General features: G+C 63.9%; 21 protein-coding genes and 1 pseudogene. 16 read left to right on the top strand and 6 right to left on the bottom strand.

Going from position 1 to position 24776, the window contains the following annotated elements:
- The first annotated feature begins 123 nt into the window (after positions 1–123).
- The 4 genes from MF134_RS21015 to MF134_RS21030 are packed head-to-tail and all read left to right on the top strand — an operon-like array spanning position 124 to position 4949.
- The gene (locus tag MF134_RS21015) at positions 124–1545 is read left to right on the top strand and encodes a leucyl aminopeptidase family protein (RefSeq protein WP_255341375.1); all 1422 of its coding nucleotides are present in this window, start codon (positions 124–126) and stop codon (positions 1543–1545) included.
- A 24-nt stretch (positions 1546–1569) separates the two neighbouring features.
- Complete coding sequence (locus MF134_RS21020) at positions 1570–2439, top strand: C40 family peptidase (protein WP_255341465.1); 870 nt, start codon at positions 1570–1572, stop codon at positions 2437–2439.
- Positions 2440–2486: 47 nt separating this feature from the next.
- Positions 2487–4157, top strand: a complete 1671-nt coding sequence (locus tag MF134_RS21025; RefSeq protein ID WP_255341376.1) for a thiamine pyrophosphate-binding protein — start codon at positions 2487–2489, stop codon at positions 4155–4157.
- Positions 4158–4202: 45 nt separating this feature from the next.
- Positions 4203–4949, top strand: coding sequence for an SDR family oxidoreductase (locus tag MF134_RS21030; RefSeq protein ID WP_255341377.1), 747 nt, complete (start codon positions 4203–4205; stop codon positions 4947–4949).
- A gap of 57 nt (positions 4950–5006) precedes the next feature.
- Here MF134_RS21030 and MF134_RS21035 read toward each other — a convergent pair whose 3' ends face one another.
- Positions 5007–5495, bottom strand: a complete 489-nt coding sequence (locus tag MF134_RS21035; RefSeq protein WP_255341378.1) for a chemotaxis protein CheW — start codon at positions 5493–5495, stop codon at positions 5007–5009.
- On the bottom strand, positions 5495–7363 hold the full coding sequence (locus MF134_RS21040) for a methyl-accepting chemotaxis protein (protein WP_255341379.1): 1869 nt from the start codon (positions 7361–7363) through the stop codon (positions 5495–5497). Before MF134_RS21040 ends, MF134_RS21035 begins: the two co-directional genes overlap by 1 nt.
- Before the next feature lie 333 nt (positions 7364–7696).
- On the opposite strand from MF134_RS21040, the gene MF134_RS21045 reads away from it, so the two are divergent.
- Positions 7697–8875 carry a GNAT family N-acetyltransferase/peptidase C39 family protein gene (locus MF134_RS21045; RefSeq protein WP_255341380.1) on the top strand — a complete coding sequence of 393 codons (1179 nt, stop codon included), beginning with the start codon at positions 7697–7699 and terminating at the stop codon, positions 8873–8875.
- A gap of 9 nt (positions 8876–8884) precedes the next feature.
- The gene (locus MF134_RS21050; RefSeq protein ID WP_255341381.1) at positions 8885–10339 is read left to right on the top strand and encodes a RimK family protein; all 1455 of its coding nucleotides are present in this window, start codon (positions 8885–8887) and stop codon (positions 10337–10339) included.
- A 23-nt stretch (positions 10340–10362) separates the two neighbouring features.
- On the opposite strand, the gene MF134_RS21055 is transcribed toward MF134_RS21050, so the two are convergent.
- The 3 genes from MF134_RS21055 to MF134_RS21065 form a co-directional block, all read right to left on the bottom strand.
- A complete protein-coding gene (locus MF134_RS21055) occupies positions 10363–12243 on the bottom strand; it encodes a DUF2793 domain-containing protein (RefSeq protein ID WP_255341382.1) in 1881 nt (626 codons plus the stop codon).
- Positions 12244–12361: 118 nt separating this feature from the next.
- Positions 12362–13081, bottom strand: coding sequence for an LrgB family protein (locus MF134_RS21060; protein WP_255341383.1), 720 nt, complete (start codon positions 13079–13081; stop codon positions 12362–12364).
- Positions 13082–13087: 6 nt separating this feature from the next.
- Positions 13088–13462 carry a CidA/LrgA family protein gene (locus MF134_RS21065; RefSeq protein WP_255341384.1) on the bottom strand — a complete coding sequence of 125 codons (375 nt, stop codon included), beginning with the start codon at positions 13460–13462 and terminating at the stop codon, positions 13088–13090.
- A 120-nt stretch (positions 13463–13582) separates the two neighbouring features.
- Between MF134_RS21065 and dnaG the strand changes: the two genes are divergently transcribed.
- The 7 genes from dnaG to MF134_RS21100 all read left to right on the top strand — a co-directional run bounded on the left by dnaG (position 13583) and on the right by MF134_RS21100 (position 21514).
- The gene (gene dnaG / locus MF134_RS21070; RefSeq protein WP_255341385.1) at positions 13583–15532 is read left to right on the top strand and encodes a DNA primase; all 1950 of its coding nucleotides are present in this window, start codon (positions 13583–13585) and stop codon (positions 15530–15532) included.
- A 316-nt stretch (positions 15533–15848) separates the two neighbouring features.
- Entirely contained in the window at positions 15849–17867 is a 2019-nt protein-coding gene (rpoD, locus tag MF134_RS21075) for an RNA polymerase sigma factor RpoD (RefSeq protein WP_255341386.1), read from the top strand.
- A gap of 13 nt (positions 17868–17880) precedes the next feature.
- A complete protein-coding gene (locus MF134_RS21080) occupies positions 17881–18156 on the top strand; it encodes a DUF4160 domain-containing protein (protein ID WP_255341387.1) in 276 nt (91 codons plus the stop codon).
- Complete coding sequence (locus MF134_RS21085; protein ID WP_255341388.1) at positions 18149–18433, top strand: DUF2442 domain-containing protein; 285 nt, start codon at positions 18149–18151, stop codon at positions 18431–18433. Before MF134_RS21080 ends, MF134_RS21085 begins: the two co-directional genes overlap by 8 nt.
- Positions 18430–19032: a Uma2 family endonuclease gene (locus MF134_RS21090; RefSeq protein WP_255341389.1), complete on the top strand. Its 603-nt coding sequence runs from the start codon at positions 18430–18432 to the stop codon at positions 19030–19032. The genes MF134_RS21085 and MF134_RS21090 overlap by 4 nt, the downstream gene beginning before the upstream one ends.
- Positions 19033–19060: 28 nt before the next feature.
- Entirely contained in the window at positions 19061–19366 is a 306-nt protein-coding gene (locus tag MF134_RS21095) for an HlyU family transcriptional regulator (protein WP_255341390.1), read from the top strand.
- 165 nt (positions 19367–19531) lie between these two features.
- On the top strand, positions 19532–21514 hold the full coding sequence (locus MF134_RS21100) for a hypothetical protein (protein ID WP_255341391.1): 1983 nt from the start codon (positions 19532–19534) through the stop codon (positions 21512–21514).
- A 12-nt stretch (positions 21515–21526) separates the two neighbouring features.
- Here MF134_RS21100 and MF134_RS21105 read toward each other — a convergent pair.
- Positions 21527–22484 (bottom strand): annotated as a pseudogene (locus tag MF134_RS21105) (IS630 family transposase).
- Between the two features lie 304 nt (positions 22485–22788).
- On the opposite strand from MF134_RS21105, the gene MF134_RS21110 reads away from it, so the two are divergent.
- The 3 genes from MF134_RS21110 (at position 22789) to MF134_RS21120 (ending at position 24756) form a co-directional block, all read left to right on the top strand.
- A complete protein-coding gene (locus MF134_RS21110; protein WP_255341392.1) occupies positions 22789–23661 on the top strand; it encodes an SDR family oxidoreductase in 873 nt (290 codons plus the stop codon).
- A gap of 76 nt (positions 23662–23737) precedes the next feature.
- Positions 23738–24151: a ketosteroid isomerase-related protein gene (locus tag MF134_RS21115; RefSeq protein WP_255341393.1), complete on the top strand. Its 414-nt coding sequence runs from the start codon at positions 23738–23740 to the stop codon at positions 24149–24151.
- Positions 24148–24756 (top strand): GNAT family N-acetyltransferase, encoded by a 609-nt coding sequence (locus MF134_RS21120; RefSeq protein ID WP_255341394.1) that lies wholly within the window; start codon positions 24148–24150, stop codon positions 24754–24756. Before MF134_RS21115 ends, MF134_RS21120 begins: the two co-directional genes overlap by 4 nt.
- The last annotated feature ends 20 nt before the right edge of the window (positions 24757–24776 follow it).

Here is a 24776-nt window from a genome sequence, read left to right on the forward strand (position 1 = left end):
ATTTTGTTAACCCTAACGACCGGTTAATACGCCCTCTTTGATCGGGCTCTACGCGGTCGTGGCGCGCCAGGCATGGCGCCATTCTCCTATCGTCGCCCGATCCGGTTGAAGGAACACGCAGCAATGCCCATCACGCTTTCGTCCGAGTCCAGCGCATCGGCCCGTCCGGTCCGACCCGTCTTTTCCGGTGCACTCGATCACTTGTCCGAGGCCGAGCAGCACTGGGCGAAGACGATGCGGTTTTCGGGCGATGCGAGCTCGGTGCTGATTGTCCCGGGCGAGGTCGGTGCACCGGCTTCGGCCTTGCTCGGGCTCGGCAAGAAGCCGGAAGGCAAGGTCGCAGCCAAGCGTCTGCCGCTTCTGTTCGGCGCCCTTGCCAACAATCTGCCGGCAGGCGATTGGGCTCTCGCATCGCAGGATGGAGTGGACGAGGCGGGCGACCCGACGCTCGGGGCCCTGGCGACTCTCCTCGGCGGCTATCGCTTCACGCGCTACAAGGGCGCGAAGTCAGCCGAAACCGGGGGCGAGACCAGCTATTGCGCCGGCGAAGGCGCGGATATCGCCGAAGCCGAGCGGATCGCCGCTGGCTGTTTCCTCGCCCGCGATCTGATCAACACACCTGCCAACGATCTCGGCCCTGCCGAACTGGAAGCAGAGGCCCGCAAACTCGCCGGCGAATTCGGTGCCGAGTTCAAGGTCACCCGCGGTGACGATTTGATCGCGTCGAACTTCCCCATGATCCATGCCGTCGGGCGTGCCAGCGCCAGCGCGCCGCGGCTGATCGACTTTTCCTGGGGACGCGCCGACGCACCCAAGGTCACGCTGGTCGGCAAGGGGGTCATCTTCGACACTGGTGGCCTGGACCTCAAGCCTTCCTCGGCGATGCTCCTGATGAAGAAGGATATGGGCGGTTCGGCCAATGTCCTCGGCCTGGCCCGCATTATCATGGCGAGCAAGCTGGATGTCCGGCTGCGCGTTCTCGTGCCGGCGGTCGAGAACGCCGTATCCGGCTCGGCCTTTCGGCCGGGGGACGTGCTGCCCAGCCGCAAGGGCAAGACGGTCGAGATCGGCAATACCGACGCCGAGGGGCGTCTGGTGCTCGCCGACGCCCTGACGCTCGCCGACGAGGAGGAGCCGGAACTCCTGATCGACATGGCGACCCTGACCGGGGCAGCGCGGGTGGCGCTCGGACCCGACGTTCCGCCCTTCTACACGGCCGACGACGCCTTCGCCGAGGCGCTTGCCGAAGCCTCGATCGACGTGGCGGACCCGGTCTGGCAGCTGCCGCTGTGGCAGCCCTATGCCGACGGGCTTTCATCCAAGATCGCCGATACCAACAACGTCACCAGCGACGGTTTCGCCGGCTCGATCACCGCCGCGCTGTTCCTCCAGGGTTTCGTGGAACAGGCCCGGATCTGGGCGCACTTCGACATTTATGGCTGGCGTCCGAAGGCCTCCACGATCGGCCCCGTCGGCGGGGAAGCGCAAGCGATCCGAGCGATTTATGCCGTGCTGAAGCGCCGCTATCCGGCGGCTGGGGCATGAAGGAAGAAGGGAGACATGCCGACCATGGATGACGCCCTCGATCCGCGTCTCAATGCCTATCGGGACGACCTCGCTGATATCCGGCTGAAAGGCCGGGTGGAGGCCGAGCGCTTCGTCGAAGGCGAGTTCGCGCGGGTCACGTCGCCTCTGGCACCCGTGCGGCGGCGGCCGTTGCCGGAGGAATCCCTCGACACTGAACTGCTCAAGGGCGAGCGGGTGCGCGTGTTCGATGACAGTGGCGATGGCTGGGCTTGGGTGCAGTCCGAAGCGGATGGCTATGTGGGCTATCTGCCGGTGGCGTGTCTCGGCCCGGACACCGCGCCGCCGCCGACCGCACGCGTGATCGCGCCGCGCACGCTGGTGTTTCCGCAGCCGGACATCAAGCGTCCGCCGGTGGGCTCGCTCACGATGGGAGCGCTGGTGGCGATCGTCGGCGAGGCGAGTGATCACAACGCCGAATACGCCGAACTCGACTCGGGTGGCTTCGTCGTGCGCCAGCACCTCGCGCCCCTCGAAGCAACGATGCCGGACTTCGTCGCGGCGGCCGAACCGTTTCTCGGCGTTCCCTATCTCTGGGGCGGCAAGAGCGCGCTCGGCATCGACTGTTCGGGCCTCGTCCAACTCGGTCTCTGGATGGCAGGACAGCAGGCGCCGCGCGATACCGACATGCAGGAGCGCGCGCTCGGCACGCGGCTCGCCGGCATCGAGGCCCTGCGCCGCGGCGATCTGGTGTTCTGGAAAGGCCATGTGGGCATTATGCAGGACGGACAGACGCTTCTGCACGCCAATGCCCATCACATGATGACGGCGAGCGAGCCGCTGGAAGTTGCGGTCGAGCGGATGGAAAAGAAGGGCGTCGCCGTCACCAGCATCAGGCGGCTCGATTTCGGATAAGGCGTGCCGTAGACAGAGCACGCACAGAATACCAAGGGCGGGGACGGATGAGTGAGCGTGCGAACGGGCCGCGGACCGGCGGGCAGATCCTGGTCGACCAGTTGCTGGTCCAAGGCGCGGACACCGCCTTCTGCGTCCCTGGCGAGAGCTATCTCGCCGTGCTGGATGCGCTCCACGACGTCGGCGACCGCATCCGGCTGATCAATGCCCGGCACGAGGCGGGTGCTGCCAACATGGCGGAGGCCTATGGCAAGCTGACGGGAAGGCCTGGACTCTGCTTCGTCACGCGCGGTCCCGGCGCCTGCCATGCGGCTGTCGGCGTCCACACGGCGTTTCAGGATTCGACGCCGATGATCCTCTTCGTCGGTCAGGTCGGTCGCGATGTCCGCGATCGCGAGGCGTTTCAGGAAGTCGACTATCGCGCCATGTTCGGCCCACTCGCTAAATGGGTCGCCGAAATCGACAGCGTCGAGCGCATCCCGGAATATCTGGCCCGCGCCTATCGGACCGCCATGTCCGGCCGGCCGGGGCCGGTGGTTCTCTCGCTGCCGGAAGACATGCTGACAGAAAGCGCCGATGGGCCGGATGCGCCGGCGGTCGAGGCGGTCGAAGCAGCCGCTGCACCGGGGGATCTCGTTCGCATCCGCGCCATTCTGGCCGAGGCGAAGCGCCCGATGATGATCGTCGGCGGCAGCGGCTGGAGCGACGAGGCGGCGCGCGACATCACCGCCTTCGCCGAGGCGAACGGCCTCCCCGCAGCCTGTTCGTTTCGCCGCCAGGATGTCGTCTCGTCCCGAAGCGAATGCTTCATCGGCGCGTTCGGCACGTCGGTCTCGCCGAGCCTCGTGCGGCGCATGGCGGAGGTGGACGTGCTTCTCGTCATTGGAGCGCGGCTCGGCGACATGACGACGAAGGCCTACACCACGATCCATGCGCCGACCCCGGCCGCGCGGGTGATTCACGTCCATCCGTCACCTGACGAAATCGGCCGAGTCTATCAGCCTGAACTCGGCCTTTGCACGACGCCACGCCGGATTGCCGCCGTTCTGGCCGACGCCCGCTGGTTCGAACCGGCGCAATGGGCGAATTGGCGCGGATCACTGCGCGAAGAATTTCTCGCCGACAGGGTGCCGGAGGGCGAAGCCGGCCCGCTCGATCTCGGGGCGGCCTTCGCCGAACTCCGCGAACGTCTGCCCGACGACGCGATCATCACCCTCGACGCCGGCAATCACACCGGCTGGCCGCAGCGCTATCTCGATTTCGGCCGCCCGGGCCGCCAGCTCGGATCGACGGCCGGAGCGATGGGCTATGCGGTTCCCGCCGCCGTTGCCGCCGCCCTGCGCCATCCCGGTCAGACGGTGATCGGCTGCGTCGGCGATGGCGGTTTCCAGATGAGCGGCATGGAACTGGCGACCGCCACCCAATACGGCGCAAAGCCAATCATCGTCGTCTTCAATAACGGCACCTACGGCACGATCCGCATGCATCAGGAGCGCGAATATCCCGAGCGCGTGGTCGGCACGGATCTCATCAATCCCGACTTTTGCGGGCTTGCCGCGGCCATGGGTTGCCATGCGGAACGGGTGACGACGACGGAGGAATTTCTCCCCGCTTTCGAGCGCGCCAGCGCCTCGGGAAGAGCGGTCTTGATCGAACTTGCGACCGACCCCGAGCGGATTTCCACACGCGGAACCATTGCCAAGCTTCGCAATCGGTAAGGCGGGCGCTACAACGCTTCGACAATCAACAGGGAGGGAAAGAACATGGCCGAGAAAATCGCCGTGGTGACCGGCGGCGGCACCGGTGTCGGCAAGGCGATGACGAAAGCCTTGGTGGAGATCGGCTTCACCGTCGTCATCAGCGGCCGCAGGCAGGAGGTGCTGGAGGCTGCCGCGCAGGAGATCGACCCTGCGGCCGTTCATCCCGTCCCGGCGGACGTGGCAGACCGCGCATCCGTTGCGGCACTCTTCAAGGCCGTGGAGGACAAGTTCTCCCGCCTCGATCTTCTGGTCAACAATGCGGGCATCTTCCCGCCGTCAGTCCCGCTGGAGGAACTGTCGGAGGCCGACTGGAACGCCTCGGTCGGCGTCAACCTGTCAGGGGCGTTCTACTGCACGCAGGAGGCCTTCCGCATCATGAAGGCGCAGACGCCGCAGGGCGGACGCATCATCAACAACGGATCGATCTCGGCGACGACGCCGCGGCCGAATTCGGCGCCCTACACGGCGACGAAACATGCGATCACCGGACTGACAAAGTCATCTTCGCTCGACGGCCGTCGCTTCGACATCGCCGTCGGGCAGATCGATATCGGCAATGCCGCCAGCGAGATGACCGGTAAGATGGGCCATGGCGTGCCCCAGGCCGACGGTTCGATGGCGCCGGAACCGACCATCGATGCCGCCCATATCGGCCGGGCGGTGGCCTATATGGCAAGCCTGCCGCTGGACGCGAACGTCTTCACCATGACCGTTATGGCGAATCAGATGCCTTTCGTCGGGCGCGGCTGACATCCCTGGAAGAATCCGCAGCGCCGTTCCTCAATGTCGGGAGCGGCGCTGCCGGAATCACGCGGCAAAGTCGCTGCGGGCCGATTCCGGGAACATGCGCTCCAGATTGAGGAAGCAGATCATGTCGCCCTGATGGGCGATGATGCCCTCGACATAGCTCTTGTCGAAGCCGGAGGTCATTTCGGGAACCGGCTGGACGAGGGAGCTGTCCAAGGTCAGTATATCGGAGACGCGGTCCACCATCAGGCCGAAGATCGCACCGCCGAGTTCGGCGACGACGATCGCGCTGCGTTCGGTGGGCTCCGACCAGCCGAGACCGAGCTTGCGCGCGGTGTTGATGACCGGGATGACGGCGCCGCGGAGGTTCATCATGCCCATCACTTCCGGCGAGGCGTGGGGGAGGGGCGTCGATTTCGCCCATCCGCGGATTTCGCGGATCGAAATGGTGCGAACGCAGAATTGCTGTTCGCCGAGAAAGAAGGCAATGATCTCGATGGGATCGTTCGTCGCCTGAGCCTGAGCTGTGCCGCTGTCTAGTGGTGTCATTAGAATTCTTCCCAATCCGGGCTGGTGGATGCGGAGTTTGACGGTTCTGCCATGCTCTTGGCTGAGAAGGCCGACTGGACGTCGCTCATCAAGGCGCGGGCAGGAGAATGTGTAGTGCCTCTGCCTTTTGCTTGGCTTGAGGCGGCAACGAGACGGGGCTTGGACTGATTGGCCGGCTTTCTCGCCCGATCGTTGTTGGCAGCGCTTGCGGCGCCCGTGCCCGAATGGCGGAACTGGCGCAGCAGTTCGTCGAGCTCCTGCGTCTCGCGAGCGAGATTGTGGCAGGCGGCTGTCGACTCCTCGACCATGGTGGCGTTCTGCTGCGTGCCCTCGTCGATCGATCCGACCGCCTTGCTGATCTCGGCAAGGCCCATGGCCTGATTGCGCGCGCCCTCGACGATGGCGCGAACATTCTGGTCGATCTCCTGGACCTCGGCGACGATCGTCTGAAGGGCCTCGCCGGTCTCGCTGACCAGCGACACGCCGTTCTTGACCTGCTCGGAAGACGCCGTGATCAGCGACTTGATCTCCTTGGCCGCATGGGCAGAGCGTTGGGCGAGTTCCCGGACTTCCTGCGCGACCACGGCAAAGCCCTTGCCCGCCTCGCCGGCTCGCGCGGCCTCGACGCCGGCATTGAGCGCGAGAAGATTCGTCTGGAAGGCGATCTCGTCGATGACGCCGATGATGCTGACGATCTGGTTGGAAGACTGTTCGATCGCGCTCATTGCCGTGACAGCGCTGCGCATCACGGTGCCGGATTTCTCGGCCCCGGCTTTGGTCTTCGTGACGAGGGCGCCCGCCTGCTCGGCGCTTGCGGTCGAGGTGGCGACGGTGCCGGACAGTTCCTCGATCGCTGCGGCGGTTTCTTCCACCGAGGCCGCCTGCTGCTCCGTCCGGCGCGCCAGATCGTCGGACGCCACCCGGATTTCCTCGCTGGCCGCGCTGATCGTCGAAGCTGTGGTGTTCACCTGCGAGAGAACGTTCTCGAGCTTGTCCAGCGAGTGGTTGAAGTCGACCCGCAACTGATCGAGCGAGGGGGCGAACTGCTTCTCGATGCGTTGTGTCAAATCGCCATTGGCAAGCCGGGTCAGGCCTGCACCAATCGCACTGACGGCTTCCACCCGGTCGGAGACGTCGCTCGCGAACTTCACGACCTTCAGGACCTTGCCGTTCATGTCGCGAATGGGATTGTAGGAGGCCTGCATGTGGATCACGCGTCCGCCCTTGGCGATGCGCTTGAATTCCTCGGTGAAGTACTCGCCTCGCGCCATCCTCTGCCAGAAATCCTGATATTCCCGGCTCTGCGCGTATTCCGGCTCGACGAGGCAGGAATGATGCTTGCCGACGAGCTCGTCGCTCGAATAGCCAAGCAGCTTCAGGGCGTTTTCATTGGCGGCGAGAATCTCTCCCGAAGGCGAAAATTCGAGCATGGCCTGGCCGCGCGAGATCGCATCGAGCTTGGCGTCGATCTCCGTGAATTTCAGCTTGTCCCAGGTGATGTCGCAGGCAAGCTTGGCGATCTTGTAGACCTTTCCGCGCCTGTCCAGGATCGGGTAGTACCAGGCCTGCAGCCAGACGTCGTCACCGGCCTTGTTGCGGCGCTTGAGTTCGCCCCACTGGAACTCCCCGGCCACGAGCTTCTTCCAGAAATCACGATATTCCGCGCTGGCGGCGTAGTCCCGGTCCTGCATCGCGGCGTGGGTGAGCGAGGAAATCGTCTTCGGGTCATAATCGAAATAGTCGAAGAACATCTGGTTCGCCTTCAGGGCGCGCCCCTCGAGGTCGAATTCCACGATGATCAGCGTCTTGCCGACAGCTTCGAGAATGTTCTGCGCGTCCGATCCGATGCTGTTACCGATGAATTTCATGCTGCTCACCCGCATGTTGAAGAAGATCGTTGCAGACGGGAACGCACCACAGCGTCCTGTCGCAGATTTTTGCTTTCAGATCGGCCTCACCCGTGGGGCTTGGGCACAGTTTCCACTTCTGAACCAAGACGATCGCATGGCCCTATTAATAATCGGTAGAAGTTGGATAAACCTTGCGATTGGATGCCGTTTTCTTCACCAGAACGCATGCTCTGTGAGCAAACGGCGAGCGGAACCTTGACGTCAGGCAGTGGCCATCGCTTTCGCCATGGTTTCGATGCATAAGAGCGAATTCGCGGTTGCCATCGCACCGCTCAGGGACTCAACCGTGACATGCGCCAGGCCCTCGCCACTTCGATCGAGTCGCGCGCGACTCCCGAACCGGGGCCAACGCCGAGGGTTCGGACCGCTACTCCCGCCGATCTCGATCAGCTCGTCGCCCTCGAAAACGCGGTCTTCACGAGCGACCGCATCTCCCGTCGCTCCTTCCGCAATCTGATCGGTGCTTCCAGCGCGCTGATTCTCGTCGTGGAAGACCCCGCCTGCGTGTCGAAGGATGCGACGGAGGTGCTCGGATATGCGGCCTTGTTGTTTCGCCGCGGAACCGGTCTTGCCCGGCTTTATTCGCTGGCCGTCGCGCCGCAGGCTGCGGGCCGGGGGATAGGGCGGAGCCTGCTCGACGCGGCCGAGGCGGCGGCCTTCGACTGCGACCGCATCCTCTTGCGGCTGGAAGTCCGGGAGGACAACACCCGGGCGATCGGCCTTTATCGTGCAGCCGGCTACCGGCCGATCGGACGCTATCTCGATTATTACGCCGATCACATGCCGGCGCTCCGCTTTGAAAAGACTCTGCGCGGCTCGCGCCCGTTCGAGACGGGCGTGCCCTATTACGAGCAGACGACCGACTTCACCTGCGGCGCCTGCTGCCTGATGATGGCGATGGCCCGTGACCTGCCGGACTTCGAGTTGGATCCGGTGATGGAGATCCGGCTTTGGCGCGAGGCGACGACCGTCTTCATGATGTCGGGGCCCGGGGGATGCGACCCATACGGCCTCGCCGTGACCGCCTATGAATTTGGGCTCGACGCGGCAATTCACGTCTCCCATGCAGGCGATCTGTTTCTCGACAGCGTGCGCAGCGTCGAGAAGCAGAAGGTCATGGCGCTCGCCCAGGAGGATTTTCGCCGCCGGGCGGCGCGCTACGCGATTCCCGTTGTCGTCTCGCCGTTCTCGCTGGACGATCTGCGCCGACAGATCGCCGCTGGCGGCACGGCGATCGTCCTCGTCTCCGGCTACCAGATGTTCTCCAAGAAGGTGCCGCATTGGGTGCTCGTCCATGGCGACGACGGGCGCCATCTGATCGTCCATGATCCATGGGTGGCGGACGAGCGCGGCGAATCGATCGCCGATGCGGCCTATCTTCCCGTTCCCTACGAGACCTTCGACAGAATGGCCCGCTTCGGCAAGGCGGGCCTGAGGGCGGCGGTCATGTTGTCCAAGCGTCGGAGCTGAATCGTCGTCATGTCCCAGTGGGTTGTCCTCGTCGGGCGATCGTCCGAACTCGACAATGGCGCGACGCCGCACAAGGTGATGACGTGCCGCGACTATCTCGCACGGCCCGCTCTGTTTCGCGGGCAGCGGCCGAAGATCATCAACCTGTCCCGCTCCTACGCGTATCAGAGCCGTGCCTATTACGCTTCGCTTCTAGCCGAGGCGCGGGGTCATCGGATCATTCCTTCGGTCGAGACGATGATCGACCTGTCGGAGAAGAAGCTCTACGAGAACGCCCTGCCGGAACTCGACGCTGCGCTTCGCAAGGCGACGGAGAAGGGCGAACGACCGGCCTCGCCGATCCGGGTCTATTTCGGCTATGTCGAGGACCCGCGGCTCGAACGCTTCGCCAAGCTGGTGTTCGACTGGTTTCGCGCCCCGGCCTTGGAAGTCCATCTGGAGCCGGCCGCATCGCCCCTGATCATTCGGCGGATCGCCTTCGCTCCGCTCGGCAAGCTGGACGACGCCGAGATGCGGCGCCTCAACAGCGCGATGGAGCGCTACACGGCGCGTGAATGGCGGGCTGCAAAGACCAAGACGCCGGCGAAATATGCTTTTGCGACGCTCTACGATCCCCGCGAGGAATTGCCGCCGTCCTCCGTCGATACGCTGAAGCACTGGGCGCGGGTGGCTGCAAGGCTCGGAGTCGATGTCGAGCCGATCACCCGCAAGGACTTGCCGCGCCTTGCCAATTTCGACGCGCTGTTCATTCGCGAGACGACGTCGATCTCGAACCACACCTATCGTTTCGCAAGGCGCGCGATGCAGGAGGGGATGCCGGTCATCGACGACCCGATCTCGATGATCCGCTGCACGAACAAGGTCTATCTCAACGAGCTGATGGCGGCGAACGGGGTCGCCTGTCCGCCGAGCGTCATGATCGCCGGGCGTGAGGACTTCAGGAAAGCGGCCGACGTGCTGGGTTTCCCGATGGTCCTGAAGATCCCGGACGGGTCCTTCTCGCGCGGGGTGAAGAAGGTCGACGACTTTGCCGGCCTCGAGAAACTCGCCAGTGCCTGGCTGGAGGACAGCGACCTTCTCATTGCCCAGAAATTCATGCCGACGAAGTTCGACTGGCGGATCGGCGTCCTCGGCGGTGAACCGCTGTTTGCTGTCCAGTATCTGATGGCGAAAAGCCATTGGCAGATCATCAATCACGAGACCGGCGGACGGCCTCTCGAAGGCGGCTTCAAGGCATTCTCGCTGGGCGAGGCTCCGCCCCATGTGCTGGACGCGGGCCTGCGGTCGGCTCGCTGCATCGGCGACGGGCTCTATGGCGTCGACCTCAAGGAGACCGAGGACGGTGTCTTCGTCATCGAGGTCAACGACAATCCGAACCTCGAACACGGTGTCGAGGATCAGATCGAAAAGGACGAGGTCTGGACCCGGCTCACCCGCTGGTTCATCGAGCGGCTGGAGCGGTAGACGCTCCAGCTTGGCGGGCGCCTCTATGCAGGCGCTCCGTGCCCCGCGGCTTCCAACGCCTCGATGCGCCAACGCAGATAGGCGGCTTCGAGCACCAGGCACTGGTCGTAGCGCAACCCGTAACGAGTCTCACCCGTTGCCACTTCGACGTCCACAGTTTCGGTGATCTCGACGGTTTCCGTCTCCGGCACGGGATACGTCACCGCACAGCCGGCGGGATCCAGCACCGCTTCGCCCGCCTCGTCGAGAACCGGCATCTCCCGGACCACGGGCTCCTCCATCATGTCCTCGTGGACGACCAGGACCGGCACTCCCTCGCGGATCACGATGTCTTCCCGCCGCCGGGTCGTTGGCCGCGTGACCGGTCGCGTGACCGCTCGGGTGCGGCTGACCGCACGCCGCTCGACCACCGCATCCGTACAGAAGAGCGCATAGCGTTCCGGGTCGAGGCCTTCGGCGCGGAAAGCGTCTGCCACATCCTGCGCGATATAGCCCAGATGCAGTCGCGCATTGTCGGTCCCCTTGGCGTCGATGGCGTTCTTCCATTGGAAGACAGCTGGCCGAACGCGCGCCCAGGCCCGCAATTCCGCTGCAGTTGGCGCGCTGCGCAGGATCTTCTCGGCGGCATCAGAGGTGTTGATCGTTCCGGTGGCGGCGTAGACGACCGAGGCTCTGAGCGCGGCGGTGCCGAAGCTGTAGGCGTTGTCGCTGGCATGGGCGATCGCACCCTGCGCTCGGATCGCCTCGGCGCCCGGCACGGTTCCCACCCCGAGTCTGCCGGCAAGATACGCCGACCCGTCGCCCATGACGTAGAATGTCTCCGTGCCATTGCCGCGACCGGAATACATTCGCTGTCCTGCCGTCGCCGTGACCGTGGCCAGAAAAGTCGAATAGGCGCCCGGCGAGACGGCCGAATTGTAGCTCTTGACGCCGTCGGCGGCCGAAAGGTTCAGATTGTTGGCGATCGAAAGAAGGCTGGTGTCATCGGCGAATCCCCCAAAGCCGATGCGCGGACTTGCGCTCGCCGTCTTGCGAAATTCGGCGATCACACCGCCGGTGCCGAAACCCGTCCCGAGATTGACCACCCGCAGGGCATCGGACGAGGTAGCCGGGTTGTGGTAGGACGTCAGCAGCCACTTCGCATTGGCGGTGCCGCCATTGACGTCCTCGATCGCGAGGCCTGCGAAACCGCCGACACCGGAGATCGACAAGGAAGCTGATGGGCTGTCCGTGCCTATGCCGATCCACCCAGTGTCCTTGTCGATGACCAGGGCATCGGCGAAATTCGTGCCATCGGGCGAGACCTTGATGCGAAAGTCGTCGTCGCCGTAAAGCCCCATCAGGGCTCGCGTCGACCAGCCCGTCTGGAATGCGAATCCGGAATCGTCGCTTTCGGCCTCCTTGTTGAAGGTGCCCAGCACGCTGCCATTGCCGCTGCCGGAGACGTCGTCATGGCTGATGAGGACGGCCGAGGTCTTGACCGCGAGCCGGTTGAAATCGTCGGCCGTCGTGTTGACGCCGAAGGTTTGAACCGCCCCGCTGCCGAGATCCGCGGCGCTGAGTCCGACAGGCACCCAGCCGGCGTCACCATAGACCAGGAGCGCCGAGTCGGCTTCGCTCCAGCAGCGCCAGCCGATCTGCGGCGCAAGATGCATCCAGGCGCCATCCTGCCAAACGGCGACCGTGCCGGTCTGGCCGCTCCACGCTCCGCTCGCTCCAGAGGCGACGATGTAGCGCGCGCCGTCGGCGGGCGGCTCGGCCGGCGGAGCGGTGAGGTCGTCCTGCAGCACGGAGAGCTGGACGATCGCGTCCAGACGAACCAGCGCCTCGTTGTGCGAGACGTGCTTCTGGGCCTGGTCGGCAAGAATATAGGGAAGGGCGAGGCGGTCGGTATCGTTCGGCATGGCGGCGTCCCATTTGGGTTTCTTCCAAAGGATCGCCGGTTTTCGAGAGGCGGGGATAAGTCTGTGTTTGTCCGCAAGCGTCGTCTGATGACGAGGACCCGGTAGTGTCAGATACGCTTCAGCCGAAGAGCGACCACAGGAACGGCAGCAGGATCGCCGTCGCCAGCGCATTGAGGCCCATGGCGAGGCCGGAGAAGGCACCGGCGACCTCGCTTTCCTGCAGCGCCCTTGCTGTGCCGATCCCGTGTGATGCCGTGCCGAGCGCGAAGCCGCGCGCCGTTGGATCGAAGATCCGCAGCCGATCGAGCACGACAGGACCGAGCGCACCCCCGAGGATGCCGGTGATGATCACGAAGACGGCGGTCAATGACGGCAGTCCGCCGAGCTTCTCGACGATGCCCATCGCGACGGGCGCCGTCACCGATTTGGGCGCGAGCGAGACGAGGCTGATCGCGTCGAGCCGCAGGAGGTAGCCGATCCCGACGGCCGTCGTCATGGCTGTGAGGGAGCCGGCGAGAAGGCTGACGGTGATCGCAAGTGCGCTCTCCTTCACCCGTTCGATCTGCCGATAGAGCGGGATCGCCAGCGCTACTGTCGCCGGGCCGAGCAGGAAGTGGATGAACTGCGCGCCTTCGAAATAGGTCGGGTAGGGCGTGTCGGTGGCGATGAGGATCGCCACGATCGCCGCCGCCGAGAGAAAGACCGGATTGAGCAACGCCGGCCGACCGGCCTTGCGGTAGAGCCATTGCGCCACCTGGAACAGGACGAGCGTCATGGTCAGAGCCAGGAGAGGACTGGCCGCAAGATAGACCCAGATGTCGGAAATCGTCTCTCCCATCGCCGATCAGTCCTTGCTGCTCGCGGCATGCGTCTGGCCACCGGAATGGCGGGGCGTGAACCGGCTCATGACGAATGCCGTGACCGCGATCGTCAGGAGCGTCGAGGCAAGAAGTGCACCCCCGACGGCAAAGGCCTCGTCTTCGAGCCGCGCCGCATGCTGCATGATGCCGACGCCGGCCGGCACGAAGAGCAGGGAGAGATTCGACAACAGCCCGTCGCCGACTTTTGCCAGCGAACCCGGCACCTTGCCCCTGATCACGAGAGCGGCGAACAACAGCACCATCCCCACCACAGGGCCCGGCAGCGGCAGGCCGGCGCCGACCGTGATGGCCTCACCGACGAGTTGACACAGGAAGATCGCGGTCAGGGCCGGCAGCATTGGCCTCTCCTTCGGCTGTTGGGAAAGCCTCGCCAGCCTATTGCGGTCGACACCGCATGGCGAGGGAGGACTGGCAACTTCACCCTCGCATCCGATCGGCCTTCGTGGCATGGAACGCTCATGCGCTTTCCACCTCACTTCCTCGATGAAATCCGCGACCGGATTCCGATCTCCGAGGTCGTCGGCCGGCGCGTGACCTTCGACCGGAAGAAATCGAACCCGGGCCGGGGGGATTTCTGGGCCTGCTGCCCTTTCCATGGCGAAAAGACGCCGTCTTTCCACTGCGAGGACCGCAAGGGTCGCTATCACTGCTTCGGCTGCGGCGTCTCGGGGGATCATTTCCGGTTTCTGACCGAACTCGAAGGCATGTCCTTTCCCGAAGCGGTCGAACGGCTGGCTGGTGAGGCCGGTGTCGCCATGCCGGAGCGCGATCCGGCCGCGGAGGAACGCGAGGCCCGGCGGGGCACGCTGATGGACGCGCTGACCGAAGCGGCCGCCTTCTTCCGTCAGACCCTGCACGAAACCGAGGGCGCCAAGGCGCGAGCGTATCTGCGCGACCGGGGGATGGACCCCCGCACGCAGGCGGCCTTCGGCCTCGGCTATGCCCCGAACTCCCGCAACCGGCTGAAGGAGCATCTGACCTCAAAGGGGATCGGCAAGGCGGAGGTCGAAGCGGCCGGCCTCGTCGTGCACGGCGACGACATCGCCGTCTCCTATGACCGGTTCCGGGACCGGATCATGTTTCCGATCGCCGATCTGCGCGAGCAGGTCGTTGCCTTCGGCGGCCGCGCGATGTCGGCCGAGGCCCAGGCAAAATACCTGAACTCGCCGGAGACCGAGGTCTTCCACAAGGGCGAGATGCTGTTCAATCTTGCCAAGGCTCGCCGCGCGGCTCGCGAGGCCGGCACCCTGATCGTCGTCGAAGGCTATATGGACGCGATCATGCTGTCGCAGGCGGGCTTCGAACATGCGGTCGCGCCGCTCGGCACGGCGATGACCGAGCGCCAGCTCGAGCTTCTCTGGCGCACGGCGGCGGAGCCGATCCTGTGTTTCGACGGTGACGCCGCCGGCATCAAGGCCGCCAACCGGGCGGCCGAACTCGCTCTGCCGGCACTCAAGCCCGGCCGCTCGCTGCGCTTTGCCCTTCTGCCCGAGGGCAAGGATCCCGACGATTTGCTCCGCGACGGTGGCGCCGATGCCTTCCACGAGGTTCTGCGCGCAGCGCGGCCGCTTGCCGACCTCGTCTGGATGCGCGAAACGCAGGGTGGGACTTTCGACACGCCGGAGCGCCGGGCCGACCTGGAACACAGGCTGAAGGCGATGTTTCGCCAGATTGCGGACGAGTCAGTCCGCCGTCACTATCTCGACGATCTGACGACGCGGCTGCGAAGCTTTTTCCGGCCGGCTCCGGGCGGGCCAGGCCGATCCCGGCGAGATGGCGGTCAGAAGGGACGTGGCAGGCCCCAGGGGGGCGGGGGAGGATATGGTCGCGGCCAGGCACAGACCCGCGCCGCGGTTTCCGATCGGCTGGCACGTTCGCCGCTTCTGGCTTCGAACCGACTGCCCGAGCCTTCCATGCGCGAGATCGCGATCGTGATCGGCTTCGTCAATCATCCGCTCCTGCTGGAGGAAGAGTTCGACGTCTTTGCCGATCTGGAACTGCCGGCGGGCGATCTGGCGCGGCTCCGGTCGGCCGTTCTCGATGCCCATGTCGCCAATCCGCCGCAGGACCGCGAGGCGCTTCTGGCCGAATTGACGCGCCACGGCGTCTCTTCCGTCTTTTCGACCTACGAGGCGAAGGTACGGACCTTGCGCCTTTGGCCGGTCCTTGCCGAGGCGGCGCCGGAGGACGCGCGTCAGGCTTTGCGACAGCTTCTCCATCTGCACCACCGCTTTCTCGCGCTGCGCCGCGAATTGCGCTTTGCCGAGGAGAGCTTCGGGCGAGAGCAGACCGAGGCAGCCTATGCGCACATGATGGAGGTCAAGAGCGAGATCGAGCGCGTCGAAGGCACCGAGGCTCTCATCGAAGGTTTCGGCCTCTTGTCCGGGCGGCCGATGAAGGCGATTTGAGCTTTTGGGCTTTTCGCCTTAAAAAACCTCGCAAATTCGCCGCAGCCATTGCACCGGACTGCTTGACAGAACATATGTGATCGGTCGAGACGACAAACAATCCGATTCCTGAGCTTGAAAGATTGCGGAACTGCGCCTTTTACGAGGCGCCGTCTGGCGAAATCCGCACCGCGCGAACAGCAAGCGCGTGCCATGGTTAAGCCGGCGTTAACGGCAGATGTCTTAGCATAGCGGCCGTGTGCGTCGCAGCATGGCGCCAACCCTCGATGTTTCCAGAGGGTCCGCCCGCCGGCATGCGAACTGGAGAATGAGACGAATGGCGACAAAGGCCAAAGAAAGCGAAGCGCCGGTCGAGGAGCGCACCGACACTGCTCCCGATGGTCCGCTGCTCGACCTTTCGGATGACGCCGTCAAGAAGATGATCAAGGCCGCCAAGAAGCGCGGCTTCGTGACCATGGACAAGCTGAACTCGATGCTGTCGGCCGACGATGTAACGTCGGAGCAGATCGAGGACATGATGGCCATGCTCAACGACATGGGCATCAACGTCGTGGAAGACGACGAGGAGGGCGAACAGGAGGAGTCCTCCGAATCCTCTGAGTCCACCGAAGTTGCAGAGACCGGCGCGACCCAGGTCGCCACGACGCCCAAGCGCGAGGCCGGTGACCGGACCGATGATCCGGTGCGCATGTATCTGCGCGAGATGGGCTCGGTCGAGTTGCTGTCGCGCGAAGGCGAGATCGCCATCGCCAAGCGCATCGAGGCCGGCCGCGAGACGATGATCGCGGGCCTCTGCGAGAGCCCGCTGACCTTCCAGGCGATCATCATCTGGCGCGACGAACTCAACGAAGGCAACATCATGTTGCGCGAGATCGTCGATCTCGAAGCGACCTATGCCGGTCCCGAGGCGAAGACGCCGACCCCGCCCGCTGCCGAGGGTGCTTCGGTGCCCGCCAATGGCGCGGCCCAGAACGGTGCTGCCGCGAATGGCGGGGAAGCGCAGGGGCAGGGCGACGGCCAGTCGGTCGGTGAGGACGACGAGGACGACGACGATCTGGAGAACAACCTGTCGCTCGCTGCGATGGAAGCCGAGATCCGGCCCCAGGTCATGGCGATCTTCGACCAGATCGCCGATGGCTATCGCCGGCTGCGCAAGCTTCAGGACCAGCAGGTTGAAAACCGCCTTGCGGCCCAGGGCAATCTGTCGCCCAGCCAGGAGCGCGCCTACAAGAAGCTCAAGGAAGAGCTGATCACGGCGGTGAAGAGCCTGTCGCTCAACCAGAACCGTATCGACGCGCTGGTTGCCCAGCTCTACGACATCAACAAGCGGCTCGTCGGCAATGAAGGCCGGCTGCTGCGTCTCGCCGAATCCCACAATGTGAAGCGCGAGGAGTTCCTGCGCGAATATCAGGGCTCGGAGCTCGACCCGAACTGGACGCGCCACGTCGCCAATCTCTCCGGCAAGGGCTGGCTGAAATTCGTCCAGAACGAGAAGGAAGGGATCAAGGCGCTCCGCCAGGAGATCCAGAATCTCGCCACCGAGACCGGCCTGGAAATCACCGAGTTCCGCCGCATCGTCCAGATGGTAAAGAAGGGCGAGGCCGAGGCGCGCCAGGCGAAGAAGGAGATGGTCGAGGCGAACCTGCGTCTCGTGATCTCGATTGCCAAGAAATATACCAATCGCGGCCTGCAGTTCCTGGATCTGATCCAGGAGGGCAATATCGGCCTGATGAAGGCGGTGGACAAGTTCGAATACCGCCGCGGCTACAAGTTCTCGACCTATGCGACCTGGTGGATTCGGCAGGCGATCACCCGCTCGATCGCCGATCAGGCCCGCACGATTCGCATTCCTGTGCACATGATCGAGACGATCAACAAGATCGTCCGCACCTCGCGCCAGATGCTCCACGAGATCGGCCGCGAGCCGACGCCGGAGGAGCTGGCCGAGAAGCTGGCGATGCCGCTCGAAAAGGTCCGCAAGGTCCTGAAGATCGCCAAGGAGCCGATCTCTCTCGAAACGCCGGTCGGCGACGAGGAAGATTCGCATCTGGGCGACTTCATCGAGGACAAGAACGCGGTCCTGCCGATCGACGCGGCCATCCAGGGCAATCTGCGCGAGACGACCACCCGCGTCCTCGCGTCGCTCACCCCGCGTGAAGAGCGTGTGCTGCGCATGCGCTTCGGCATCGGCATGAACACCGACCACACGCTCGAAGAGGTCGGCCAGCAGTTCTCGGTCACCCGCGAACGCATCCGCCAGATCGAGGCCAAGGCCCTCAGGAAGCTCAAGCATCCGAGCCGGTCGAGGAAGCTCCGGAGCTTCCTCGACAGCTGACGGGTCAGAGGCGATGCCGACAGTCGCGGTCTTCTACGGCATCGTCATTCGCATGTACTTCTTCGACCACAACCCGCCGCACTTCCATGCCCAGTATGGACGTGCGCGGGCTTTGGTGCGCATATCCGACGGGGAAATCATCGCGGGCGCTCTGCCCAAGACCGCGACCCGCATGATCCGCGAATGGGCTCTCGACCGGCGCGAACAGCTTGAGCTAAACTGGCGAAACGCAAGTGTCGGGATAGCGCTGGAGCGCATTCCCGGTCCCGATGGAGATGGCCATGAGTGACACGGCATTTCCGATGGTGGATGTCCTCGCGGTGCGGGCCTTGCCGGGCCACGTCCTGGAACTTCGCTTTTCGACAGGCGAGGAGGGGCGTTTTTCCCTGGCCGATCTCGTCGCTTCCGACGCGCCGATGGTTCGACCGCTGAAGGACGAGACAGAGTTCGCGCGTGTCTTCCTCGAGCTTGGCAATCCGGTCTGGCCGCATGGTTTCGACCTCGATGCCATCGCCCTCTACATGGACATGCGAGATCGTGGCCTGTTGCGAAGGCCCGCGGCATGAGCGCGCTTCCCGATCATCTTGCCGAGTCGCCTCAACCCCCCACCACCCAGGCCGCGGAAGGCATGCTGCGTCGCCCGTTCACCGTCGCCGAGATCGAGGCGATGGTCGCCGCCGGCATCATGGACGAGCATGACCGCGTCGAACTGATCGGCGGAGAGCTCGTGCCGATGTCCGCCAAGGGGATCAGCCACGAGCGGCTCAAGACCTTCCTCAACATGGACCTGGCGAGACAGCTCCCCGCGCCATTGGCATTCACGCCCGAAACCACCTTTCGCCTCTCTGACGACACGTTTCTCGAGCCCGATTTCGTCGTCTATGAGAAATCTGTCGGTCTCGAAGGCTTGAACGGTGCGACCTGCCTCTTGGCGATCGAGATCGGCGCCTCCAGTCTTGCCTATGATCGCGGCCGCACGGCCATGATCTATGCCGGTTTCGGTATCCGTGAGCTCTGGGTGATCGACGCAGCAACGCTCGAAACCCGCGTCTTCCGCGAGCCGACACCGACCGGCTACCGCCGCATCGCGGATCTTCTGCCAGACACCACTCTCGCCGCACTTTTCGTGCCGGGCCTCGCCATTCGCCTCTCCGGCCATAGCTGACCGGTCGACGGAGAAAACGAGGCGTATGATGTCCATCCTGAAGAAGCTGTTCGGAATTGGCGGCCCGAGTGCCGGGGCAACCGGCGAGTCCGGCGAGGCGCCTCCGACCGACAGCCGCGACTACAAGGGCTTCACCATCCACGCCACGCCGATCCCCGAAGGCGGCCAGTTCCGCCTCTCGGCCCTGATCCAGAAGGAAATCGGCGGCGAGACCAAATCCCACCGCCTGGTCCGCGCCGATCTGTTTTCCTCAAAGGACGAGGCGGCGACCTTCGCCTTCCGCAAGGCCGAGCAGGTGATCGATGAACAGGGCGATCAGGTCTTCGAGGGGTAGCGGGGAAATTGGTGCCATGGGGCGGATTGCCCTCGGCTGATTTAGCAGTCCGCCTGATGCGCCATCGAACCGCGAACTCCGGCCATCTTAGATATCCGGCTGCGACAGCCCTTGCCACATAACTACCCGGCATTGCATTCTGACTGACAGAGGCAAGGGGATGGCGTGGCTGCGACCGAACGCGAAGAAATTACAGACCAAGAAAGCTTTAAACGCTGGCTCGAAGGTCAGCCGAATGATGTCGCGCAGGTCATGGCGGTTCGTGCCGCTTTGCGGGTTTTTCCGCTTGTGCTGGGTGAACATGTCTACCGTCGGACGCGGAAGCATTATGTCGATGACCTGATTCGATTGACCTTAACTAGTGCACGATGTCTGATCATCTCGTGGGCTGCGCGCAAATATCCGATCCACGAAATGGCCGAAGCCGCTGCTTCTGCCGCCGACACCGCCGCTTACGCCGCCAGAGCCGCCATTGCCCACACCGCCTTCGCCGCCCACGCCGCCGACGCCGCCGCCGCCGCCGCCGACGCCGCCGCTGCAGCTGCTAGAGCCGCTTTCGCCGCCGACGCCGCCAGAGCTGCTGCCGCCAGAGCCGCCTCAGCTGCCGCCGCCGCTGCGTACGCCGCTGCCTATGCGGCCGCCGCCGCCGCCGATGTCGCCGCTGGCACCGCCGCTTGGAAGGCTGTCGAAATCGAGGCGCGCTGGATTGATAAAGGCGGGAATGCGGGAGACCTGCTCAATACGCCACTCTGGCCTGCAGATGAGCACAGCACGCTGTGCACTGGCGCCGACACGATAGCGCTCGATGGCGGCCGCATAGCACCCGAATGGGTATTATCTGCGCTAGAATCCTATTCGAACGACCCAAACATTCGTGCCAGTTCTTGGGTGCTTTGGGCGGAATGGTATTCTGCGCTGCTTCCAATGCATCCGTTTAAAACGCCGTTCAGCGCCTTTGGCGAGGCGGCGGACCTCGAGATCGTGCGCCAATCGAATAACTTCTGGGATCGTCATCCCGACGACGTGATGGCGGCCATCGCCTCGATCGTCGAAAGGCGTCGTGGGACGGTGAAGGTCGAGGATGGTGGTGAGGATGAATCTCTTCCAGACGACACGACATTGTCCCAGTTTATCTTCAGTCTTCTGCAGTCCGAGCTTCGTGAATATTCGCTCGATGAAATCGTGGCTGCGTGTAGAGAGGCCGGCTTTACAGGACCGCGGTCTTCAATTCGGGGGCGCGTGAACACGCTGACGAGTGAAGGGCGTATTCGACGAGTGTCCCGAGCCATCTACGCTTCGATCGGCTACGAGCCGCCTGGACTAACGTCCGACGTCGAGATCCCACCCCAAGAGCGCGCGCCCGTCGAGACTGTCGTTTCAGACGGCAGAGTCCTGCGTCTGGTCCATCCGCCTTCTACCGAGAATGCTAGCGTTGCGACAATTCATGGGATCCTTCGCACGGAAGCCGATTGGCTTCGGGGACGGATAAGCGGACAAATGCCTGATGCTACAACGTCCTTTGATCAGTTGATCAACGAGCTCGGCATCGATTTGCAGACTATGAACGTGGTCGGTGCCGGATATTGGACGAATGTCCTCGCTCAGATGGCAGCGCGGGTGGATGAAACACTGCTTGAAGATGCGGCCGGTCGGTTCGCAGGCTTTGTGGTCAATCTGGATCTGTTTCTGAAGCAGTTTCCAGAGTGGGAGGAGTACATCCGCGGTGCACAAAATGCCGAACTGCGGGCGCTCTCCCAAACTGATACCGAGGCGGAAACGATGGATCTCGTCGAAGCGCTTGTGGAGGCCAATGATGTAATCGACTCGTCGGTTTCGGACCCGATCAGCTTTCTCAACAAGGCGCTCTTGGATGCGCCGGTGTATAATCCTGAAACGGCGTATGGCTTTTACCAAAGCCTTTCGAACGTATTGCGCTCAATTGCGCAGATCGCGGTCAGGCACGGACCCGAGCAACTGGCTCGTCTCGCTCGGGAAACGGGAACGGAGGCACGTAAGAAGGCTGTCTCTTGGACGGTCGGCGGGATACTTCTCGGCTGCGGCTTAAGTCTGGGGAGACTCGCCGAGCAGGTTCCTTCGATGTTCGGTTTCCTTGGTCCTGTGTTGAAGCTGTTCGGTGTTGGTGGCTAGAGCATCGGACACTTAACCGTACGCATATCCTGCTTCTGTGAGGTAGTTCCAACATTCGTCTTTGTCATAGAGACCGCAGATGTCGCCGATGATCCGCCATAAGGCGTCGAAGGTCCGAGCTTCTGCCTTGCGCAAGTGGGCTTTGAGCTTGGCGAAGGCCATCTCGATCGGGTTGATGTCGGGGCTGTAGGGTGGGAGAAAGAGGAACCAGGCGCCTCTTTCCTTCAGGATCGCTGCCGCCTTTGCGCTTTTGTGAACCGCCAGATTGTCGAGGACGACCACGTCGCCCTTGCTGAGCGTGGGGGTGAGCTGGGTCTCGACATAGGTATCGAAGACGGATCGGTTCATGGCTTGATCGAGCACCCAGGGCGCCGTCAGACGGTCGCAACGCAGGCCGGCGATGAAGGTCTGCGTGCCCCAGTGGCCGAAGGGTGCCTTGGCCCGCAGCCTCTGGCCCTTTCGGCTTCGACCACGCAATTGGGTCATCTTCGTATTGACCGAAGTTTCATCGATAAAGACCAACCGATGGGGCTGCAGCCGCATCCGTGGCTGGCGCTTGTCGACCCAGACGCGTCGCTCGTCACGAATGTCTGCGCGTGCGCACTCCGCTGCCATCAGCGATTTTTTTATATGTGAAGCCGCGGCGGCACAGAAAGCGCGACAACACGGCCGGGTCGGCCGTCATCCCATGAATCTCCAGAAGTCTGGCTGCCAGTTCCGGCATCGTGATGTCCGGTTGGCGTTCGACTTCGCCAATCAGAAAGGTCTCGAAAGGCTCCAGCTTGCCGCTGCCCCGTGGCCGACCCTGCCGCGGTGGGACAGCCGAGCCCTCGCGATCATGACGCTGCATCAGCTTGATCGCGAAGCTCTCGCTCACACCGAAATGCCGCGCCGTCGAGCGACGGGAATGTCCCTCCGCAATGCGCCCGACCACACGTTCACGAAGATCCATCGAATAGCTGCGGCCCATGATCCACCTCCTGTCTCAGTGAATCACCCTTCAGAAAACTTGCAAACCTTCGATTCTCATTTCATGTCCGTCGCTCTAAAAGGGGCGCATCGACGGGTTCGCGCCATCTGCGGCCAGCCTTCTCAGGCGGTAGAATGAACCCTCATCCGCTTTACGGGCACCTTCCCCCCCTGTGCGGGAGAAGTCGTGGGCGCCTTGGCTCGGGCGGCTTGACTTCGACCAAAGCCGGCATCCTCTCAACGCCTCTTGCCACCACCCTATCTCCGGTCCACATTGACGTAAACGTCAAAGGGAGGGCGCCGCCATGGCCGAGACACTCAAAGGCAAGACGATCTTCATGTCCGGCGGGTCGCGCGGGATTGGGCTGGCGATCGCGCTGCGGGCCGCGCGGGACGGGGCGAATGTGGTGGTGGCGGCGAAGACCGCCGAGCCGCATCCCAAGCTGCCGGGGACGATCCACACCGCCGTCGAGGAGATCGAGAAGGCTGGCGGGCAGGGGCTTGGCGTTCTGTGCGACATCCGCGAGGAGACACAGGTTCAGGCTGCTGTGGATCAGGCGGTCGAGCGGTTCGGCGGGATCGACATCGTCGTCAACAACGCCTCGGCGATCCAGCTGACCGATACGGTCTCGACCCACATGAAGCGCTACGACCTGATGAACGGGGTCAATGCGCGCGGCACGTTCCTGGTTTCCAAGCTCTCTATCCCGCATCTGAAGAAGGCGGACAACCCGCATATCCTGACGCTGTCGCCGCCGCTCGACATGAAGGCGAAATGGTTCGCCGGCCACATCGCCTATTCCATGGCGAAGTTCGGCATGTCGATGGTCACGCTTGGCCTGGCCGAGGAGTTGAGGAAGGACGGCATCGCCGCGAATTCGCTCTGGCCGATTTCGGTGATCGACACGGCGGCGGTGCGCAACGTCCTGGGCGGCGCGTCCATGGCCGCGATGAGCCGCTCGCCGGAGATCATGGCCGATGCGGCCCATGCCATTCTGACCCGGTCGGCGCGCGAATGCTCCGGCAATTTCTTCATCGACGAACTCCTCCTCATGGAAGAGGGCGTGACGGACTTTTCGCAATACGGGCCGGAGGAGGGCGTGCCGATGGCCGATTTCTTCGTGCCGGACGAAGCCTTCGAGAAGGCGATCACCAAGGTGAAGCGGCAATTCGGTTGACAGGTCTGCGCGGGTTTGGAAATCGGAGCGGGATGGTTCGGCCGGTGACGACCGCCCGTGCGCCCGAGGAGATCCGATGACCCAAGCCGACACGCATGCGCTGATCACGCGCTATCTCGACGCCTTCAACGCGGGCGATGTGGACACCATGCTCGCCTGTCTCGACGAGGACGTCGCCCATGACGTGAACGAGGGCGGCCGGGAGATCGGCCGCGACCCGTTCCGCAGCTTCATCGCCACCATGGCCCGCCACTACGACGAGCAGCTCGGCGACATCGTCGTCTTCGCCTCCGAGGACGGCACCCGCGCGGCGGCGGAATTCACCGTCCGTGGCCGCTATCGTGAGACGGCGCCGGGCCTGCCGGAAGCCTCCAACCAGGCCTATTCGATCCCCGCCGGCCAGTTCTTCTCGGTCGAGAACGGCAAGATCGCCCGGGTCACCACCTATTACAATCTCAAGGCCTGGATCGCGGCGGTGTCGACGGCATGAGCGACCAAACCCCCACCCTGTCCTTTCCCGTCCTGAAGGGCGAGGAGATCAAGACCGTCCTCGACGATCTGGCGCGCCTGCGCATCGTGGTGTTTCGCGCCTTTCCCTATCTCTACGAGGGCGACGAGGACTATGAACGTCGCTATCTCGCGACCTATTCCGAATCCCCCGGTGCGATGACGGTGCTCGCCCGCACCGCCGAGGGGGAAATCGTCGGCGCGGCGACGGCAGCCCCGCTGGGCGATCACCAGCCGCAATTGTCGCAAGCCTTCGCCGATCATGGGATCGACCCAGCCGGCGTCTTCTATCTCGCCGAATCCGTGCTCCTGCCGGAATATCGCGGGCTGGGCGTCGGCCATCGGTTCTTCGATGCCCGAGAGGCCGCGGGACGGGACGGCGGCTATCGCACGGCGGCATTCTGCGGCGTGGTGCGCCCGGCCGACCACCCGGCGCGGCCGGTGGATTATCGCCCGCTCGACGGTTTCTGGCAGAAGCGCGGCTACCGGCGGGTCGAGGGTCTCGTCTCGCATATGAGCTGGCGCGATATCGGCGAGACGGACGAGAGCGAGAAGCCGATGCAGTTCTGGACGCAGCCGCTGGATTGACGGCTCGTCTTCACGGGGCG

The organism is Jiella marina, assembly GCF_024359545.1.
GTDB lineage: Bacteria > Pseudomonadota > Alphaproteobacteria > Rhizobiales > Rhizobiaceae > Jiella.